Below are 19,140 nucleotides of genomic sequence, written 5' to 3'. Positions count from 1 at the left end.
CAACCTGAGAGCTTCACCGGTCCGCCCGAAGGAGCACCGGCTTTCACCGTCGGTGAGAGCGGAAGCCGTCGACACCCGCCCTGCTTTCCAGAGTGACCTCGTCCGTGCGGTACGTGTGCCTGAGAGATTCCGGGGAGGGTTTGCTCCTTCGGCGCCTCCGGTTCACTCCGGAGGACTCTCCCGCACGGGGTCAGCAGCCGCTAGCCAGACTACCAGCGGGGACAACACAGGCACCTTCGAGTGGCCGCCTTCCCCAATGTGCTCTTTCGTAGTGCTTACGGATGCGTTGCGACCTGCTGGAGGGACCGTGAAGACCGAAATCGATCCGCGGAGTCTGATCGGCCGCAAGGCGTTCGATCGCAACGGAAACAAGATCGGCACGATCGACGAGGTCTATCTCGACGACGCGACCGGAGCGCCCGAGTGGGCGGCCATACGAACGGGCCTGTTCAGCAGGGACGCCTTCGTCCCCCTGGAACCCAGCGAGCTCGTGGAGGGCGCGCTGTGGATCCCCTTCGAACGGGCCCTGATCAAGGACGCTCCCGACTTCGGCGTCGGACGCCATCTCTCCCCCGAGCAGGAACTGCAGCTCTACCACCACTACGGGCTAGACGTAACCTCTCCCCCACCGCCGGACCGCGATTTCGGGCATCTGGCGGGGTCGGACGAGACCTGAAGGCCATGCGCACCCGGCGCCCCTGACAACCGGCCCGCCCCGAATCGTGGCCGCTCCGATCGCGGTTGTGCCGGCTTCGGCCCGTCCCGTGGTCGTCAGTCCCCGGTCCTCGATGCCACCGTCCGCGGCTCCGTGGGCTCGGGTCTTCGGGGTACCAGCGGCAGCGGATCCGCCGACTCGAGACGGGGGTCGTCGGTGCGGAACGTACGCACGCGGCCCGGCTCCGACTGCGGTGTCTCGAACCGCACAGTGACCCGGCCGAGACCACTGCCCTGCACCCACCCGTGACCGTACTCGGCGTGCCGGACGTCCTGACCCGCGCGCCAGATGTGCTCCGGGACCTCAGCCGGCACCTCCTCGGCCGTCTCGGCCGCCTCCCCCTCCTCCGGGTGCTCCTCGGTGCGTACGTCCCCAGCGGCAAGGTGGGCCTGGGCGAACAGGTCCTCCTGGGTGTAGTCGGCGAGGCCGCTGACCCCGACGCCGAGCAGCCGCACCCCGCCGGTCGTGTCCACGGACTCCAGCAGCCGCCCGGCGGCCTCCCGCACCACCGCGGGATCGTCCGTGGGCCCGCGCAGGGTCTCGGACCGGGTCAGCGTCGAGAAGTCGTACCTTCGGACCTTGAGCACGATGGTGCGACCCGACAGACCGGCCTCCCGCAGCCTGCGGACGCACCGGTCCGCGAGCCGCTGCACCTCCAGCCCGACGCGCACCCGGTCGTGGATGTCCACGTCGTAGGTGTCCTCGACCGACACCGATTTGGTCTCCCGCTCGGCCACCACCGGCCGCTCGTCCTGAGCGAGAGCCATGGCGTACAGGGCGTGCCCATGGGCCTTGCCCAGCAGTCTTACGAGTTCGTCCTCGCCCGCCTCGGCGATCTCGTCGACCGTGGTGATCCCGGCGCGGCGCAGATGGTCGCCGGTGGCGGGACCGACACCCGGCAACGTACGCACCGGCATCGGGCCGAGCATCGCGCGCTCGGTACCCGGACGGATCAGCACCAGGCCGTCCGGCTTGGCCTCCTCGGAGCCGATCTTCGCGAGCATCTTGGAGGCGGCGAGCCCCACCGAGCCCGTCAGGCCCGTGCTGTCCCGGATGTCCGCGCGCAGCTTCATCCCCGTGCGGCGAGCCGACTCCTCGTCCCAGGCGGCTCCCCCGGCCTCCAGATCCACGAACGCCTCGTCCAGGCTCAACGGCTCCACCAGCGGCGACAGCGCCCTCAGCAGCGCCATCACCTGCTCGCTGATCTCCCGGTAGAAGCCGAATCGCGGCACCAGATACGCGGCGTGCGGCGCGAGGCGGCGTGCCTGGGCCATCGGCATCGCCGAGTGCACTCCGAAGACCCGCGCCTCGTACGAGGCCGTGGCCACCACTCCGCGCGGACCGAGCCCGCCCACGATCACGGCCTTGCCGCGCAGACTCGGCTTGGATGCCTGCTCCGCCGAGGCGTAGAAGGCATCCATGTCGAGATGCAGGATCGTGGGCGCGGTTCTCACATCTCCGATGCTGCCCTACGCCACTGACAATTCGCCTGGGTCCCGGCGCCCTTCAGACGGCCCGGTTGCGCCGCCGTGCCAGTTCGTCCCCGGGGTGGTGGCCGACGATGGTCTCGCCGGTGTCGATGCGCTCGCCGTGCAACTGGGAGAGCGCGCTCTCCACGTCCCGCCACACCACGCCGACGGCGATTCCGAAGATGCCCTGGCCGCCCTGGAGCAGGGCGTGGACCTCGTCCGGCGACGTGCACTCGTACACCGTCGCGCCGTCGCTCATCAGCGTCATCCGCTCGAGGTCGCGGAAGCCGCGCTCCCTGAGGTGCTGCACGGTGGTGCGGATGTTCTGCAGGGAGACCCCGGTGTCCAGAAAGCGCTTGACGATCTTCAGGACGACCACGTCCCGGAAGCTGTAGAGCCGCTGCGTCCCCGATCCGTAAGCGGGTCGCACGCTCGGTTCGACGAGCCCCGTCCTGGCCCAGTAGTCCAGTTGACGATAGGTGATGCCCGCGGCGGCGCACGCCGTCGGACCTCGATAGCCCATCTGCTGGGAAGCCGCCCCCTCGTCGCCCGGCACGGGCGTCGGCCGCTGAGGGGCGGAGCCGGTCGCGCTGCCGTGAAGCGGGTGCGGGCCACTCTCCCCCAGACTCCGTCCGGGGGCACCCCCAGCCGTACCGCCGCCGCTGATTCTCACGCCGACCTCCGTCCTTGACCTGCCTTCTCGACGGTAGGCAGTCACCAAGGGCACGTCAACGATCGCCACACTCGGCACGCCGAGTGATAATCACCCTAGGAGTGGTTTCCCGCGCCCTTCCGCGGGGAAAGGCTAGCCGAATGCTTCGGCGGCGGCCTCCGAGATGTGGCACGAGCCCCCGGCATGTGCTTCAGTGCGCGCCCACGTGCGCCTCCCGCCACACCCGTTCAACGATCTTGAGGCGACCGATCCTCGTCGGCCGTCCCGACCGGCGACTGTCCGCGGCACTCCGGCGACATGACGGCACCTGCACGGCCCCGCCGGCTCCGGGCAGCCGGTTCCCAATCAGGACTCCAGACCGAGCACGACCGTCAACGGCATATCTCCGGCACCACATGGGACGCACGAATCCCCGGAGTCACACCAGGCACTCGCATCACACGATCCCCGACCGGCACACATCCTCCGGCCCGTTTGCGAGGGGAGACCGTCACTGGCTGCTGGTGCCGAAGTCCTCGGGGGAGATCTGGTCGAGGAACTCGCGGAACTTCTCGACCTCGTCCTCCTGCTCGTCCGGGATCGCGATGCCCGCGTCGTCGAGCACTCCGTCACTGCCGTAGATCGGCGTGCCGGTGCGCAGCGCCAGCGCTATGGCGTCGGACGGGCGCGCGCTCACCTCGACACCGCTGGCGAACACCAGCTCCGCATAGAAGACGCCCTCACGCAGATCCGTGATGCGCACTTCCGTGAGCTCCTGGCCGACGGCCTCCAGCACGTCCTTGAACAGGTCGTGGGTCAGCGGCCGCGCCGGGGCCATGCCCTGCTGGGCGAAAGCGATCGCCGTCGCCTCCCCCGGGCCGATCCAGATGGGGAGGTAGCGGTCGCCTCCCACTTCGCGCAGGAGCACGATCGGCTGGTTGGAGGGCATCTCGACCCGGACACCTACGACATCGAGCTCGTTCACACAGCAACCCTAGGCCGTGCCCGGGATGTTTGGGTAGTCGGGCACAGATCGGCCCATTGATCCGCCCACGGCGAACAGCCCGGCTCAGGGCAGCCGCACACCCAGCGCGGACTGGATCAGAGCGGCGTGCAGCTTCACCGCCAGCCCGGCCAGCTCCTTGGCGCGCGCCTCGGCATGCGCCCTGGTCTGGGGGTTGCGGTGGAGTCGCAGCGGGGCCACCACCTGGTCCACGAGCCCCGCCTCACGGTCCGCCGCCGCCTTCATCACCCGCAGGTGACGGGGCTCGATCCCATGGCGGCCCAGTTCCGCCACGAGAGTGGCCACCGTGATGCTCTCCGCGTCGTACACACCTTCCGGAAGCGGTACGACCAGGCCGTACGACTCCCACTCCTCGAGTTGCTCCACGCTGATCCCGGTGGCGGTCAGCAGCTCGTCACGGGCGATCCGGGCGACCGAGGCGGAGTCGGTCTCGCCCAGAAGGTCCCCCAGCGGTTCGCCCTCGCCCGGGTCACGCGGACGGCCCAGGGACGGGAGACGGACCTCCTCGCCCCGTTCCAGGGCGTCAAGATGCTCGCGAATGACCTTGAGCGGCAGATAGTGGTCCCGTTGCATCCTCAGCACATGACCGAGCCGCTCGACGTCGCGCCTGCTGAACTTGCGGTACCCCGAAGGCGTGCGCTGCGGCTCGATGAGCCCCTCGGACTCCAGGAAGCGGATCTTGGAGATGGTGACTTCCGGGAATTCCTCGCGCAGCACGTTCAGCACGACGCCGATGCTCATCGGCCCGTTGCCCGTGGCGGCGGTGCCGTTGTCGGCACCGCCGCTCGGTGTGTGAAGCATGGACCCTTCCCTGGCGGGTCAGATGCCCCGCGGACTCGCGTAGAAGACCAGCCTGTACTTGCCGATCTGCACCTCGTCGCCGTTGGTGAGCGCGACCTGGTCGATGCGCTCACGGTTGACGTACGTACCGTTCAGGCTGCCGACGTCGGCCACCGTGAACGACCCGTCCGGGCTGCGCCGGAACTCCACGTGCCGGCGCGAGACAGTCACATCATCCAGGAAGATGTCGCTCTGGGGGTGACGCCCCGCCGTGGTCAGATCACTGTCCAGCAGGAAGCGGCTGCCCGAGTTGGGACCGCGGCGCACCACCAGCAGCGCCGAACCGGCCGGCAGCGCGTCGACGGCCGCCTGCGCCTCGGGGGACAGCGTCGGCACCGACGTCTGACCGGTGGCCTCCGCGTCGTAGGCCTCCAGACCCGAGATCGAGATCGTGGAGGTCGTCTCCGACGCACGCTCCGGGACCGCACCCGGTCGCAGCGGCGCACCGCAGTTGGAGCAGAAGCGGCTGTTGTCCGCGTTGCGGTGACCGCACCTTGTACACACGAGGGCCGACATGTCCCCGAAACCTATGGGTCCGGACGCACCGGGGTCAACAGACGCCGCGCCCTGACCTCCCGAAATGCCACCACCCGGACCAGCGACCTGGTCCCGGAACAGGGGGCGGTGCCCCTCTGCTTCTCCCGGCTGGGCACGATGGCGGGCAGTCGCGTTCTCGCCACCCTCTCGCGTGCTCTTGCCGAACAACTTCGCAAACAACTTCACGGGCGATTCCCCTTGACCGAAACAGACCCGCCCGTGGGGCAGGACGAACCCTGATTACATACACCGACCGACCCGGACATCCTCACAACGTCCGTATCCACCAGACAGTTTCCACCACGCACCCCCCATTCGGTGCGCCGACCCCCCGCAACCTCATGCCCTTGCCCGACGGCCTCCATGCACCCCCGGTTCACTGGGAGGACGATCGAGCGTAGTCAGGCTGCTCGGCCGCCCGCAAGGCATCCACGACGATCTTCGTGGAACGCTCCACGGCGACTGTGGCCTGCTCCTTCTCCAGTGTCTGCACCACGCCTCCGGGGATGTTGAGCGCGGGCTCGAGGTCCTGGGGCTTGCCGATGACTTGGAAACGATAGGGCTGGGTGATCTTGTTCCCGTCGACGCTCACACTCTTCCCGGAGTCCGAGAGGTAGGTGCTTGCGACGACCCTCACCCCGTTCACCTGGATCGCCTCCGCGCCGGCCGCGCGCAGTTCCTGGATCGCGTCGAGCAGCATGTCCGCCTGGACCGTTCCCTTCGTGTCCTGGATGGTCATCGTGATGCCGGGGCCCTGCGCCGCCACCGTGCCCGCGAGAATGCCGAGTTGTTTCTCCTTCTCGGCGGTCTGCTTGCGAGCCTCCTCGGCCCGGTCCGAGCTGTTCTCCAGCTCGGACCGCTGGTCCTCGAGTCCCTGCTTCTCGTCCTGAAGACGCTGAGTACGGTCGTCGAGTTCATCCAGGATGCGTACGAGATCCTCCTGGCGTGCGCCACGCAGCGCGCTGCCGCTGTCGCTGTTGGAGGCGACCTGGACGGCCAGACCGAAGCCCAGGCCGAACAGCAGGAGCGCGACGATGAGTTGGGCCCGCGACACGCGCGGCGGCCACAGTCCCTGGGCAAGGCGCTGACGGCCGGTGAGCGCCGCCTCGGGCTCCTCCGGCCCCGCCGGCTCCTCCACCGCCCCGGGCGCGTCGGCGTCCGCCGGCCTCTCCTGGGGCAGTTCCTTGCGCAACCGGTGCTCGGGGCCCCGCGGCGTCTCGGGAGTCTCTTCCTCGTTGTTCATCGTCCTCACGCCCGGAACACATGGCGGCGGATCGCCGCGGCGTTGGAGAAGATACGGATGCCCAGGACGACCACGACACCCGTGGACAGCTGGGCCCCTACACCCAATTTGTCGCCCAGGAACACGATCAGCGCCGCCACCACCACGTTCGACAGGAACGACACCACGAAGACCTTGTCGTCGAAGATCCCGTCGAGCATGGCCCGCAGACCACCGAACACGGCGTCGAGTGCCGCCACGACGGCGATCGGCAGGTACGGCTCGACGACCGCCGGAATCTCCGGCCGGACCAACAACCCGGCCACGACTCCGACGACGAGGCCCAGTACGGCGATCACGATGTGCCCTTCTCTGTGGTCGGCTGTGCTGTACGTACGATCACGCTCGGAGCGGCAGGCAGCCGGACGTCACCCTCGACTGAAATGCCGGTCCTGATGCCGTAGTTCTCCTGCAGCGCGTGCAGGTACAACCCGTCGGCGCTGTTCTGGAACCCGGTGCTGAGCCGGTCGCCATCCCCCACCGCGAGCACCGTGTACGGCGGCACCAGCGGCCTGTTGTCGACCAGTATCGCGTCGCCCGCGGCCCGGACCGCCGACAGCGCCGTCAGCCGCTGCCCGTTGATGGAGATCGCTTCGGCGCCCGACTCCCACAGGCCGTTGACGACCCGCTGCATGTCGCGGTCCCGGACCCGGCCGGTGTCGGAGAAGTCGGAGGTCTCCCGGGGATCGCCGTTGCCACCCGAGGTGGCCTCCTTGGCGTCGTTCACCACGAGCTTCACGCCGGGACCGTGCACGGCGACCGCGCCCGACAGGACCCCGACGAGATCGGCCGCGTCCGAACCGCCGTCCCTCTCCAGGGCGGACCTCTGCCGCGCGCTGACGTCGTCGCGCAACGTGTCCACCGTGCCCTCGAGCTTGTCTGCGGCGGCGGTCTCGCTCTGAATGCGGTCGATGAGCTCCTGGCGCTCCTTGGCGACCGTCGGGGCGGCCACCCGCGCCTGTGCGGCGCCCACGGTCACCACGAGTCCGGCGAGCACCAGACCGGCCGCGAGGCCGAGCTTGGCCCGCACCGTCCTCGGCAGGCCGCCCTCGCCCTCGGTGTGCTTCCGGGCGGCAGCCTCGGCGTATCCGATTCGTCGAGGCTGTGATCCATGACGTTGGTGAGCAACGACATGGAAGCATCCGGACGCGGGGAGCGCCCTTGTGTGCTCCGAACGGGGGGCGGCTGCGGCATGGGGCACATAGTCGCATGTCGTGAGCGCATACTCCGAATGGCCCCGCCCGCGTGCCGGACATACCCCCTCGGGGGTACATGTCCGGCACGCGGGCGTGTCGCGTGTTCCTTTATCGGCCGGCGCTGTCCACGACCGCCGCCCACTCGTCGAGCAGGGCCTGCGCGGAGGCGTCGTCGGGGCCCTCGGCCCACAGATGGGTGACGGCCTCGGCCGGGTCGGGCAGCACCAGCACCCACCGCCCGTCGGTCTCCACGACCCGCACACCGTCGGTCGTGTCCACGAACCGCTCCCCGGCCTCCTCCACGACACGACGCATGACCAGGCCCTTGACGGCCCAGGGCGTCGCGAGATCACGCTTGAGGACGTGTGCCCGCGGAATCCGCGCGTCGATCTGGCTGAGAGTGAGCTGTGTCCTCGCCACCAGCCCGATCAGCCGCACGAACGCCGCCGTGCCGTCGAAGACGCTGCTGAACTCCGGCACGATGAAGCCACCGCGCCCGTCGCCGCCGAAGATGGTCGACTCCTCGCCACCGACGCGCGTGAGATCGTCGGGCGACGTGGTGGTCCATTCGACCTGCGTCCCGTGATACGCCGCCACCTGCTCGGCGATCCGGGTCGTCGTCACCGGCAGCGCCACCTTCCCGCTGCGCCGCTCCGCGGCCACCAGGTCGAGCATCACCAGCAGCGCACGGTCGTCCTCGACGATCCGCCCCTTCTCGTCGACGAGCGACAACCGTTCGCCGACCGGGTCGAACCGCACACCGAAAGCGGCCCGCGACGAAGCGACGATCTCGCCGAGCCGTACGAGGCCCGCACGACGCGTGTCGGCGCTCTCCGTGGGACGGGACTCGTCGAGACCCGGGTTGATCGTCAGCGAGTCCACACCCAGCTTGCCGAGCAGGCTCGGCAGAACGAGTCCCGCGCTGCCGTTCGAGGCGTCCACGACGACCTTGAGCCCCGACTCGGCTATCCCAGACGTGTCCACGCTGCGCAGCAGCGATCCGGTGTACGAGTCGAAGACACTCGACGGGAAGTACAGGTCGCCGATCTCCCCGGGGAAGGCACGCCGGTACTCCTGCCGCGCGAACACACGGTCCAGCTTCCGCTGACCGCCCTGCGACAGATCCGCGCCCTGTCCGTCGAAGAACATGATGTCGACGGAGTCCGGCACACCGGGGGAAGTCCGGATCATGATGCCGCCGGCGCTGCCTCGCGCGGTCTGCTGCCGCGCCACGGGCAGCGGGACGTTCTCCAGGTCCCGTACGTCGATGGCGCTCGCCTGGAGCGCCGAGATCACCGCGCGCTTCAGGGCCCGCGCACCCCGGGAGTGGTCCCGGGCGGTGGTGACGGTGGACCCCTTCTTGAGCGTGGTGGCGTACGCGCCGGCGAGTCGCACGGCCAGTTCCGGCGTGATCTCGACGTTCAGGATTCCGGACACACCGCGGGCGCCGAAGAGATGCGCCTGCCCGCGGGACTCCCAGATGACCGAGGTGTTGACGAAGGCGCCCGCCTCGATGGTCTTGAACGGGTAGACCCGCACATTGCCCTGGACGATCGATTCCTCGCCGATGAGGCATTCGTCGCCGATGACGGCGCCGTCCTCGATCCGGGCCGCACGCATGATGTCGGTGTTCTTCCCGACCACACAGCCCCGGAGATTGCTGTGCTGGCCGACGTACACGTTGTCGTGGACAACGGCCTTGTGGAGAAAGGCTCCGCTCTTCACGACGACGTTGGAGCCGACGACGGTGTGCTCGCGGATCTCCGAGCCGGCCTCGACCTTGGCGTAGTCACCGATGTACAGCGGTCCGCGCAGGACGGCCTCCGGATGCACCTCCGCACCTTCGGCGACCCATACGCCGGGGGAGAGTTCGAACCCGTCGATCTCGACGTCGACCTTGCCCTCCAGGACATCGGCCTGCGCCTTCACATAGCTCTCATGGGTGCCGACGTCCTCCCAGTACCCCTCGGCGACATAGCCGTAGATCGGCTTGCCCTCCTTCATCAACTGGGGGAAGACATCGCCGGACCAGTCGACCGGAACATCGGGTTCGACGTAGTCGAAGACCTCGGGCTCCATCACATAGATCCCGGTGTTCACGGTGTCCGAGAAGACCTGACCCCAGGTCGGCTTCTCCAGGAAGCGCTCGACCTTTCCCTCGTCGTCGACGATGGTGATGCCGAATTCCAACGGATTGGGGACCCGGGTCAGACAGACCGTGACCAGCGCGCCCTTTTCCTTGTGGAAACTGATCAGATCCGTGAGGTCGAAGTCGGTCAGGGCATCACCGGAGATGACGAGGAACGCGTCGTCCTTCAGTGCTTCCTCTGCGTTCTTGACGCTCCCGGCGGTACCGAGTGGCTTCTCCTCGTTGGCATAGGTGAGCTCCATGCCGAGCTCTTCGCCGTCTCCGAAGTAGTTCTTGACCAGAGAGGCCAAGAACTGCACGGTGACAACGGTCTCGTTGAGCCCATGCCTTTTGAGCAGCCTCAGCACATGCTCCATAATCGGCCGGTTCACCACCGGCAGGAGCGGCTTGGGCATGCTCGAGGTCATCGGACGAAGGCGCGTGCCTTCGCCTCCGGCCATCACGACGGCCTTCATGTCGGAAGCGTCCTCCTCTAAGAGACGACGGTCCAGCCGACTTCACCCGTCTAGATTGTCCCGCAGTTTCCGCGCGCGGGCCATCGAGCCGCTACGGCTGCCAAACGGCGGGCTCAATCGACCATGGCGTCCGCCCTGACAAGGCGGCGGACCTGGACCACGTAGAGGACTCCTGCCCACCAGTACAGGGTTGTACCCCACCCTGCGAACGCCCATCCGAAAATGGCAGCGAGTGACGCGATCCATCCGCTTCCGTCACTGAGAAGCAGAAGCGGGAACGCATACATGAGGTTGAACGTGGCTGCCTTCCCGAGGAAGTTCACCTGCGGCGGCGGATAGCCGTGGCGTCTGAGGACGCCGACCATCACGAGCAGGACCAGCTCACGGGCGACAAGGACGGCGGTCAACCACAGGGGCAGAATCTCTCGCCAGGTGAGGCCTACAAGAGTGGACGCGATGTAGAGCCGGTCGGCCGCGGGATCGAGCAGCCGGCCGAGACTGCTGATCTGGTTCCAGCGGCGGGCGAGTTTGCCGTCGAGATAGTCGCTGACACCGCTCAGCACGAGAACGAGCAGCGCCCAGCCGTCGCTCTTCGGCCCGCCGAACTCCGGCCTCAGGATCAGCCACAGGAAGATGGGCACGCCGACGAGACGCGCCATGCTGAGGATGTTCGGGATGGTGAGGACCCGGTCCGTCTGAACACGGGTCTCCTGGACCTCCACCCGGGGCCTCCTGCGGGAAACGAGCCAACGATGCCCCCTGACCTTACCCGCAGGGTTCGCGGGGCGGTGCGGAGGGGGTGCGAAACCGAGGAAACCGCGGTGAACCCAGAACCCGGCACCAAAGGGCCCGGAAACGCGGAAAACCCCGTACCAACGGTACGGGGTTTCCCTCACAATTTGTTCGGCGGTGTCCTACTCTCCCACAGGGTCCCCCCTGCAGTACCATCGGCGCTGAAAGGCTTAGCTTCCGGGTTCGGAATGTAACCGGGCGTTTCCCTCACGCTATGACCACCGAAACACTACGAAACAGAACGCCACACCACCCACAACACGGGCGGGGCTGTTCGTGGTTTCAGAACCAACACAGTGGACGCGAGCCTCTATGGACAAGCCCTCGGCCTATTAGTACCGGTCACCTCCACACGTTACCGTGCTTCCAGATCCGGCCTATCAACCCAGTCGTCTACTGGGAGCCTTACCCCATCAAGTGGGTGGGAGTCCTCATCTCGAAGCAGGCTTCCCGCTTAGATGCTTTCAGCGGTTATCCCTCCCGAACGTAGCCAACCAGCCATGCCCTTGGCAGAACAACTGGCACACCAGAGGTTCGTCCGTCCCGGTCCTCTCGTACTAGGGACAGCCCTTCTCAAGACTCCTACGCGCACAGCGGATAGGGACCGAACTGTCTCACGACGTTCTAAACCCAGCTCGCGTACCGCTTTAATGGGCGAACAGCCCAACCCTTGGGACCGACTCCAGCCCCAGGATGCGACGAGCCGACATCGAGGTGCCAAACCATCCCGTCGATATGGACTCTTGGGGAAGATCAGCCTGTTATCCCCGGGGTACCTTTTATCCGTTGAGCGACGGCGCTTCCACAAGCCACCGCCGGATCACTAGTCCCGACTTTCGTCCCTGCTCGACCCGTCGGTCTCACAGTCAAGCTCCCTTGTGCACTTACACTCAACACCTGATTGCCAACCAGGCTGAGGGAACCTTTGGGCGCCTCCGTTACCCTTTAGGAGGCAACCGCCCCAGTTAAACTACCCATCAGACACTGTCCCCGATCCGGATCACGGACCCGGGTTAGACATCCAGCACGACCAGACTGGTATTTCAACGACGACTCCACCTGAACTGGCGTCCAAGCTTCACAGTCTCCCAGCTATCCTACACAAGCCGAACCGAACACCAATATCAAACTGTAGTAAAGGTCCCGGGGTCTTTCCGTCCTGCTGCGCGAAACGAGCATCTTTACTCGTAGTGCAATTTCACCGGGCCTATGGTTGAGACAGTCGAGAAGTCGTTACGCCATTCGTGCAGGTCGGAACTTACCCGACAAGGAATTTCGCTACCTTAGGATGGTTATAGTTACCACCGCCGTTTACTGGCGCTTAAGTTCTCAGCTTCGCCCACCCGAAAGTGAGCTAACCGGTCCCCTTAACGTTCCAGCACCGGGCAGGCGTCAGTCCGTATACATCGCCTTACGGCTTCGCACGGACCTGTGTTTTTAGTAAACAGTCGCTTCTCGCTGGTCTCTGCGGCCACCCCCAGCTCGAGCAGCACGTGCTCTCACCAGGTGTGACCCCCCTTCTCCCGAAGTTACGGGGGCATTTTGCCGAGTTCCTTAACCATAGTTCACCCGAACGCCTCGGTATTCTCTACCAGACCACCTGAGTCGGTTTAGGGTACGGGCCGCCATGAAACTCGCTAGAGGCTTTTCTCGACAGCATAGGATCATCCACTTCACCACAATCGGCTCGGCATCAGGTCTCAGCCACAAGTGCAACGGATTTACCTATCACACGGCCTACACCCTTACCCCGGGACAACCACCGCCCGGGATGGACTACCTTCCTGCGTCACCCCATCACTCACCTACTACCACCTTGGACCGGCGGCTCCACCACTCCCCTTCACCCGAAGGATCCAGGACGGCTTCACGGCCTTAGCATCAGAAGGTTCGATGTTTGACGCTTCACAGCGGGTACCGGAATATCAACCGGTTATCCATCGACTACGCCTGTCGGCCTCGCCTTAGGTCCCGACTTACCCTGGGCAGATCAGCTTGACCCAGGAACCCTTAGTCAATCGGCGCACACGTTTCCCACGTGTGAATCGCTACTCATGCCTGCATTCTCACTCGTCAACCGTCCACAACTACCTTCCGGTGCTGCTTCACCCGGCAGACGACGCTCCCCTACCCATCACAACACCCGTTAGGGCTATATGCTGCAATGACACGACTTCGGCGGTACGCTTGAGCCCCGCTACATTGTCGGCGCGGAATCACTAGACCAGTGAGCTATTACGCACTCTTTCAAGGGTGGCTGCTTCTAAGCCAACCTCCTGGTTGTCTGTGCGACTCCACATCCTTTCCCACTTAGCGTACGCTTAGGGGCCTTAGTCGATGCTCTGGGCTGTTTCCCTCTCGACCATGGAGCTTATCCCCCACAGTCTCACTGCCGCGCTCTCACTTACCGGCATTCGGAGTTTGGCTAAGGTCAGTAACCCGGTAGGGCCCATCGCCTATCCAGTGCTCTACCTCCGGCAAGAAACACACGACGCTGCACCTAAATGCATTTCGGGGAGAACCAGCTATCACGGAGTTTGATTGGCCTTTCACCCCTAACCACAGGTCATCCCCCAGGTTTTCAACCCTGGTGGGTTCGGTCCTCCACGAAGTCTTACCTCCGCTTCAACCTGCCCATGGCTAGATCACTCCGCTTCGGGTCTTGAGCGTGCTACTCCAACGCCCTATTCGGACTCGCTTTCGCTACGGCTACCCCACACGGGTTAACCTCGCAACACACCGCAAACTCGCAGGCTCATTCTTCAAAAGGCACGCAGTCACACCAAAGTGCTCCCACGGCTTGTAGGCACACGGTTTCAGGTACTATTTCACTCCCCTCCCGGGGTACTTTTCACCATTCCCTCACGGTACTATCCGCTATCGGTCACCAGGGAATATTTAGGCTTAGCGGGTGGTCCCGCCAGATTCACACGGGATTTCTCGGGCCCCGTGCTACTTGGGTATCTTCCAAACGAGCCGCTGACGTTTCGACTACGGGGGTCTTACCCTCTACGCCGGACCTTTCGCATGTCCTTCGTCTACATCAACGGTTTCTGACTCGTCCCACGGCCGGCAGACCGCAGAAGAAAGAACCCACAACCCCGCACACGCAACCCCTGCCGGGTCTCACACGTATACGGTTTGGCCTCATCCGGTTTCGCTCGCCACTACTCCCGGAATCACGGTTGTTTTCTCTTCCTGAGGGTACTGAGATGTTTCACTTCCCCTCGTTCCCTCCACACTGCCTATGAGTTCAGCAGCGGGTGACAGCCCATGACGACTGCCGGGTTTCCCCATTCGGAAACCCCCGGATCAAAGCCTGGTTGACGACTCCCCGGGGACTATCGCGGCCTCCCACGTCCTTCATCGGTTCCTGGTGCCAAGGCATCCACCGTGCGCCCTTAAAAACTTGGCCACAGATGCTCGCGTCCACTGTGCAGTTCTCAAACAACGACCAACCACCCATCACCCCACTGGAAAAACCAGCGAGTTCACTGGGGTCGGCGCCGAAGGACGACCAAACGGCCGCACCCTCAGACACCCAACAGCGCGCCCGACACCCTCGCCTCTCCTACAACCGTTCCACGCCGAAGCAGTACTAAGAAGAGAAGCAGACCAAGAGTGCCGAATAGTCAACGTTCCACCCATGAGCAACCAGCACCGGACGTTCGCCGATGTACTGGCCTCTGACCAACCGAAGTTGGTAAGAAGTGCTCCTTAGAAAGGAGGTGATCCAGCCGCACCTTCCGGTACGGCTACCTTGTTACGACTTCGTCCCAATCGCCAGTCCCACCTTCGACAGCTCCCTCCCCGAGGGGTTGGGCCACCGGCTTCGGGTGTTACCGACTTTCGTGACGTGACGGGCGGTGTGTACAAGGCCCGGGAACGTATTCACCGCAGCAATGCTGATCTGCGATTACTAGCGACTCCGACTTCATGGGGTCGAGTTGCAGACCCCAATCCGAACTGAGACCGGCTTTTTGAGATTCGCTCCACCTCACGGTATCGCAGCTCATTGTACCGGCCATTGTAGCACGTGTGCAGCCCAAGACATAAGGGGCATGATGACTTGACGTCGTCCCCACCTTCCTCCGAGTTGACCCCGGCGGTCTCCCGTGAGTCCCCAGCACCACAAGGGCCTGCTGGCAACACGGGACAAGGGTTGCGCTCGTTGCGGGACTTAACCCAACATCTCACGACACGAGCTGACGACAGCCATGCACCACCTGTACACCGACCACAAGGGGGCACCCATCTCTGGATGTTTCCGGTGTATGTCAAGCCTTGGTAAGGTTCTTCGCGTTGCGTCGAATTAAGCCACATGCTCCGCCGCTTGTGCGGGCCCCCGTCAATTCCTTTGAGTTTTAGCCTTGCGGCCGTACTCCCCAGGCGGGGCACTTAATGCGTTAGCTGCGGCACCGACGACGTGGAATGTCGCCAACACCTAGTGCCCACCGTTTACGGCGTGGACTACCAGGGTATCTAATCCTGTTCGCTCCCCACGCTTTCGCTCCTCAGCGTCAGTAATGGCCCAGAGATCCGCCTTCGCCACCGGTGTTCCTCCTGATATCTGCGCATTTCACCGCTACACCAGGAATTCCGATCTCCCCTACCACACTCTAGCCTGCCCGTATCGACTGCAGACCCGGAGTTAAGCCCCGGGCTTTCACAATCGACGCGACAAGCCGCCTACGAGCTCTTTACGCCCAATAATTCCGGACAACGCTTGCGCCCTACGTATTACCGCGGCTGCTGGCACGTAGTTAGCCGGCGCTTCTTCTGCAGGTACCGTCACTTTCGCTTCTTCCCTGCTGAAAGAGGTTTACAACCCGAAGGCCGTCATCCCTCACGCGGCGTCGCTGCATCAGGCTTTCGCCCATTGTGCAATATTCCCCACTGCTGCCTCCCGTAGGAGTCTGGGCCGTGTCTCAGTCCCAGTGTGGCCGGTCGCCCTCTCAGGCCGGCTACCCGTCGTCGCCTTGGTGAGCCGTTACCTCACCAACAAGCTGATAGGCCGCGGGCTCATCCTGCACCGCCGGAGCTTTCCAACCTCCCAGATGCCCGGGAGGCTCGTATCCGGTATTAGACCCCGTTTCCAGGGCTTGTCCCAGAGTGCAGGGCAGATTGCCCACGTGTTACTCACCCGTTCGCCACTAATCCACCCCGAAGGGCTTCATCGTTCGACTTGCATGTGTTAAGCACGCCGCCAGCGTTCGTCCTGAGCCAGGATCAAACTCTCCGTGAATGTTTACCGGATATCCGGTCGAACACCACGAGAGCGGAACCAGGAGGAGGAATAATCCCCCCGGTCCACAGCGTCCTCGCTGTGTTATTTCAAAGGAACCTCGCCCCGATCAAACCGACCGGAGACGGGGTATCAACATATCTGGCGTTGACTTTTGGCACGCTGTTGAGTTCTCAAGGAACGGACGCTTCCTTCGTACTCACCCTCTCGGGCTTTCCTCCGGACGTTTTCCCTTCGGTGTTTCAAACTCTATCAGTGTTTTTCCGTCTCTCTGACCACCGCCCCGCAGACATGCAGAACGGGACCCCGAGATAGGATCCGACAAGTTTGGGTGCTGCCGGGCAACGACGCTTGGCTGCGTCGTCCGCCCCTAGGCAGGGATACGACTCTACACACGGCCCCGGAGCGGGCGCAAATCGTTTGGGCTGCGTGCCTAGGGCGCTCAACCCCTACGTCTCATGCGGAACCGGCACTTCATATGACATACGCTGCTGCCCAGTACGCCGTCCGGGACAGGTAGCGACGGCCCATTTTGGATCTCCACCCCTGGGAGGCTTCCCATGACCACCGTGACGTCCCCGCTGGCAGGACGCGCCATCGGACTGGCCGCAGTACCCGACCCCGTCTTCTCCGGAGCGATGGTCGGTCCCGGCACGGCGATCGATCCCGTGCGCGAGCCCATGGATGCCGTCTCCCCCGTCGACGGGGTCATCGTCTCCCTTCACCCGCACGCGTTCGTCGTGGTCGACGGAGAGGGTCACGGTGTACTGACCCACCTGGGCATCGACACGGTCCAGCTCAACGGCGAGGGCTTCGAACTGCTCGTCAACAAGGGCGACACCGTCACGCGTGGTCAGTCGGTGGTCCGCTGGAACCCCGCCGCCGTCGAGGAGGCCGGCAAGTCGCCGGTGTGCCCGGTGGTGGCCCTGGAGGCGACCGCCGACTCCCTCTCCGCTCTGCGCGAGGACGGCGATCTGAAGCCGGGCGACCAGCTCTTCACCTGGCAGTGACGCCTGCGCCGTACTGAACGGCGCCGCCGTACCGGACGGCAGTACAGACAACCTTCGCGGTGGCCGTACCCGCCGCATGACTCGGAGACGGGTGAGATGGAGACAACGCTGCGAGGCGTCGGTGTGAGCCACGGCGTGGCGATCGGCGAGGTCCGGCACATGGGGACCGCGGTGCTCGAACCCCCGGCCAAGCAGATTCCTGCGGAGGACGCGGAGCGCGAACAGGGGCGCGCACGCCAGGCCGTGGACGCCGTGGCAGCCGACCTGATCGCGCGCGGCAACCTGGCCGGTGGCGAGGCCCAGGCGGTGCTGGAGGCCCAGGCCCTGATGGCTCAGGACCCGGAGCTGATGGCGGACGTGGAGCGTCGTGTCGCCGTCGGCAGCACGGCCGAGCGCGCCGTCTACGACGCGTTCGCCGCGTACCGGGAACTGCTGGCGAACGCCGGGGAGTACCTGGCCGGGCGCGTGGCCGACCTCGATGACGTGCGGAACCGTATCGTCGCGCGGCTCCTCGGCGTCCCGATGCCGGGCGTACCCGACAGCGACGAGCCGTACGTCCTGGTGGCCCGTGACCTCGCACCCGCCGACACGGCCCTGCTGGACCCGGCCCTGGTGCTCGGCTTCGTCACCGAAGAGGGCGGCCCGACCAGCCACAGCGCGATCCTGGCGCGGGCGCTCGGTGTCCCCGCCGTCGTCGCGCTGCCTGGTGCGGGTGAGCTTTCCGAGGGCACCGTGATCGCCGTCGACGGCAGCACCGGCGAGATCTTCGTGAACCCGAGCGACGAGAAGAAGGGGCAGCTCGAGGCCTCTGCCGCCGAGCGCAGGGCCGCCCTCGCCGCCTCGACCGGACCGGGTGCCACGGCGGACGGTCACAAGGTGCCGCTGCTGGCGAACGTCGGTGGGCCCGCCGATGTGCCGGCCGCTGTCGAGGCGGGGGCCGAAGGCGTCGGTCTGTTCCGCACGGAGTTCCTCTTCCTGGACGACAGCAAGAGCGCCCCGTCCGTGGAGAAGCAGGTCGGGGCCTACCGACAGGTGCTCGAGGCGTTCCCCGAGGGGCGTGTCGTCGTGCGGGTGCTGGACGCCGGCGCGGACAAGCCGCTCGACTTCCTGACCCCGTCCGACGAGCCGAACCCGGCGCTGGGTGTGCGGGGCCTGCGCACCCTGCTCGACCACCCGGAGGTGCTCCGCACCCAGCTCACCGCGCTCGCGAAGGCCGCGGAGGGTCTGCCCGTCCATCTCGAGGTCATGGCGCCGATGGTCGCCGACCGCTCCGACGCCAAGGCGTTCGCGGACGCGTGCCGCGATGCCGGGCTGCACGCGAAGTTCGGTGCCATGGTGGAGATCCCCTCGGCGGCGCTGCGGGCTCGGTCGATCCTGCAGGAGGTCGAGTTCCTCTCGCTGGGCACGAACGACCTCGCGCAGTACACCTTCGCCGCGGACCGTCAGGTGGGTGCGGTGTCGCGTCTGCAGGATCCGTGGCAGCCCGCGCTGCTCGACCTGGTCGCGCTGTCCGCCGACGCGGCGAAGGCGGAAGGCAAGAGCTGCGGTGTCTGTGGCGAGGCCGCGTCGGACCCGCTCCTCGCCTGTGTGCTGACGGGGCTGGGTGTCACCTCCCTCTCCATGGGTGCGGCCTCGATCCCGTACGTCCGGGCGACGCTGGCCAAGCACACGCTGGCGCAGTGCGAGCGCGCCGCTGCTGCCGCTCGTGCCACCGACACGGCCGACGAGGCGCGCACGGCGGCCCTGGCGGTGCTGTCCGGCGAGTGATCCGGAC

The 19,140-nt window shown here is 65.7% G+C and carries 12 protein-coding genes, 3 rRNA genes, 1 pseudogene and 1 riboswitch; of the genes and pseudogenes, 3 read left to right on the top strand and 13 right to left on the bottom strand.

Annotated elements, in window-relative coordinates; all coding sequences use genetic code 11:
- Nucleotides 1-97: 97 nt before the first annotated feature.
- Nucleotides 98-193, bottom strand: a riboswitch (glycine riboswitch).
- A 114-nt stretch (nt 194-307) separates the two neighbouring features.
- Nucleotides 308-676, top strand: coding sequence for a PRC-barrel domain-containing protein (locus RCR19_RS31170; protein WP_059126598.1), 369 nt, complete (start codon nt 308-310; stop codon nt 674-676).
- A gap of 95 nt (nt 677-771) precedes the next feature.
- Here RCR19_RS31170 and RCR19_RS31165 read toward each other — a convergent pair whose 3' ends face one another.
- From RCR19_RS31165 to RCR19_RS31105, 13 genes and pseudogenes are all read right to left on the bottom strand, one after another.
- Complete coding sequence (locus RCR19_RS31165; RefSeq protein WP_331268133.1) at nt 772-2,169, bottom strand: DNA polymerase IV; 1,398 nt, start codon at nt 2,167-2,169, stop codon at nt 772-774.
- Between the two features lie 52 nt (nt 2,170-2,221).
- Nucleotides 2,222-2,857 (bottom strand): MerR family transcriptional regulator, encoded by a 636-nt coding sequence (locus RCR19_RS31160; protein ID WP_331268132.1) that lies wholly within the window; start codon nt 2,855-2,857, stop codon nt 2,222-2,224.
- A gap of 490 nt (nt 2,858-3,347) precedes the next feature.
- Complete coding sequence (locus RCR19_RS31155) at nt 3,348-3,821, bottom strand: bifunctional nuclease family protein (RefSeq protein WP_004002801.1); 474 nt, start codon at nt 3,819-3,821, stop codon at nt 3,348-3,350.
- Nucleotides 3,822-3,905: 84 nt separating this feature from the next.
- Nucleotides 3,906-4,661 carry a MerR family transcriptional regulator gene (locus tag RCR19_RS31150; protein WP_331268131.1) on the bottom strand — a complete coding sequence of 252 codons (756 nt, stop codon included), beginning with the start codon at nt 4,659-4,661 and terminating at the stop codon, nt 3,906-3,908.
- Nucleotides 4,662-4,679: 18 nt separating this feature from the next.
- Complete coding sequence (locus RCR19_RS31145; protein ID WP_079050207.1) at nt 4,680-5,465, bottom strand: FHA domain-containing protein; 786 nt, start codon at nt 5,463-5,465, stop codon at nt 4,680-4,682.
- Nucleotides 5,466-5,613: 148 nt separating this feature from the next.
- Nucleotides 5,614-6,480 (bottom strand): DUF881 domain-containing protein, encoded by an 867-nt coding sequence (locus RCR19_RS31140; protein ID WP_331268130.1) that lies wholly within the window; start codon nt 6,478-6,480, stop codon nt 5,614-5,616.
- 5 nt (nt 6,481-6,485) lie between these two features.
- Nucleotides 6,486-6,818 (bottom strand): small basic family protein, encoded by a 333-nt coding sequence (locus RCR19_RS31135; protein ID WP_116152339.1) that lies wholly within the window; start codon nt 6,816-6,818, stop codon nt 6,486-6,488.
- Nucleotides 6,815-7,653, bottom strand: a pseudogene (locus RCR19_RS31130) (DUF881 domain-containing protein). The gene RCR19_RS31135 and the pseudogene RCR19_RS31130 overlap by 4 nt, the downstream one beginning before the upstream one ends.
- Nucleotides 7,654-7,823: 170 nt before the next feature.
- A complete protein-coding gene (locus RCR19_RS31125) occupies nt 7,824-10,319 on the bottom strand; it encodes a mannose-1-phosphate guanyltransferase (RefSeq protein ID WP_331268129.1) in 2,496 nt (831 codons plus the stop codon).
- Nucleotides 10,320-10,432: 113 nt separating this feature from the next.
- Nucleotides 10,433-11,041 carry a CDP-alcohol phosphatidyltransferase family protein gene (locus tag RCR19_RS31120; protein WP_059126589.1) on the bottom strand — a complete coding sequence of 203 codons (609 nt, stop codon included), beginning with the start codon at nt 11,039-11,041 and terminating at the stop codon, nt 10,433-10,435.
- A 179-nt stretch (nt 11,042-11,220) separates the two neighbouring features.
- Nucleotides 11,221-11,337, bottom strand: a 5S ribosomal RNA gene (rrf, locus tag RCR19_RS31115).
- An 86-nt stretch (nt 11,338-11,423) separates the two neighbouring features.
- A 23S ribosomal RNA gene (locus RCR19_RS31110) occupies nt 11,424-14,526 on the bottom strand.
- Nucleotides 14,527-14,832: 306 nt separating this feature from the next.
- A 16S ribosomal RNA gene (locus RCR19_RS31105) occupies nt 14,833-16,356 on the bottom strand.
- The 16S, 23S and 5S rRNA genes sit together here, the layout of an rRNA operon.
- Nucleotides 16,357-16,916: 560 nt before the next feature.
- On the opposite strand from RCR19_RS31105, the gene RCR19_RS31100 reads away from it, so the two are divergent.
- The gene (locus RCR19_RS31100; protein WP_059125456.1) at nt 16,917-17,366 is read left to right on the top strand and encodes a PTS glucose transporter subunit IIA; all 450 of its coding nucleotides are present in this window, start codon (nt 16,917-16,919) and stop codon (nt 17,364-17,366) included.
- A gap of 96 nt (nt 17,367-17,462) precedes the next feature.
- A complete protein-coding gene (gene ptsP, locus RCR19_RS31095) occupies nt 17,463-19,133 on the top strand; it encodes a phosphoenolpyruvate--protein phosphotransferase (protein ID WP_331268128.1) in 1,671 nt (556 codons plus the stop codon).
- Nucleotides 19,134-19,140 lie beyond the last annotated feature (7 nt).

This window comes from Streptomyces sp. WAC07094 (assembly GCF_036320405.1).
GTDB lineage: Bacteria > Actinomycetota > Actinomycetes > Streptomycetales > Streptomycetaceae > Streptomyces > Streptomyces lannensis.
The sequence above is the reverse complement of the archived record's forward strand: the minus strand, read 5'-3'. Positions and strand labels throughout refer to the sequence as shown.

Excerpts from the sequence above, each read along its gene's own strand:
- ptsP (WP_331268128.1), top strand. The coding sequence starts at position 17,463 with ATGGAGACAACGCTGCGAGGCGTCGGTGTGAGCCACGGCGTGGCGATC.
- RCR19_RS31150 (WP_331268131.1), bottom strand. The coding sequence starts at position 4,661 with ATGCTTCACACACCGAGCGGCGGTGCCGACAACGGCACCGCCGCCACG.
- RCR19_RS31125 (WP_331268129.1), bottom strand. The coding sequence starts at position 10,319 with ATGAAGGCCGTCGTGATGGCCGGAGGCGAAGGCACGCGCCTTCGTCCG.
- RCR19_RS31100 (WP_059125456.1), top strand. The coding sequence starts at position 16,917 with ATGACCACCGTGACGTCCCCGCTGGCAGGACGCGCCATCGGACTGGCC.
- RCR19_RS31140 (WP_331268130.1), bottom strand. The coding sequence starts at position 6,480 with ATGAACAACGAGGAAGAGACTCCCGAGACGCCGCGGGGCCCCGAGCAC.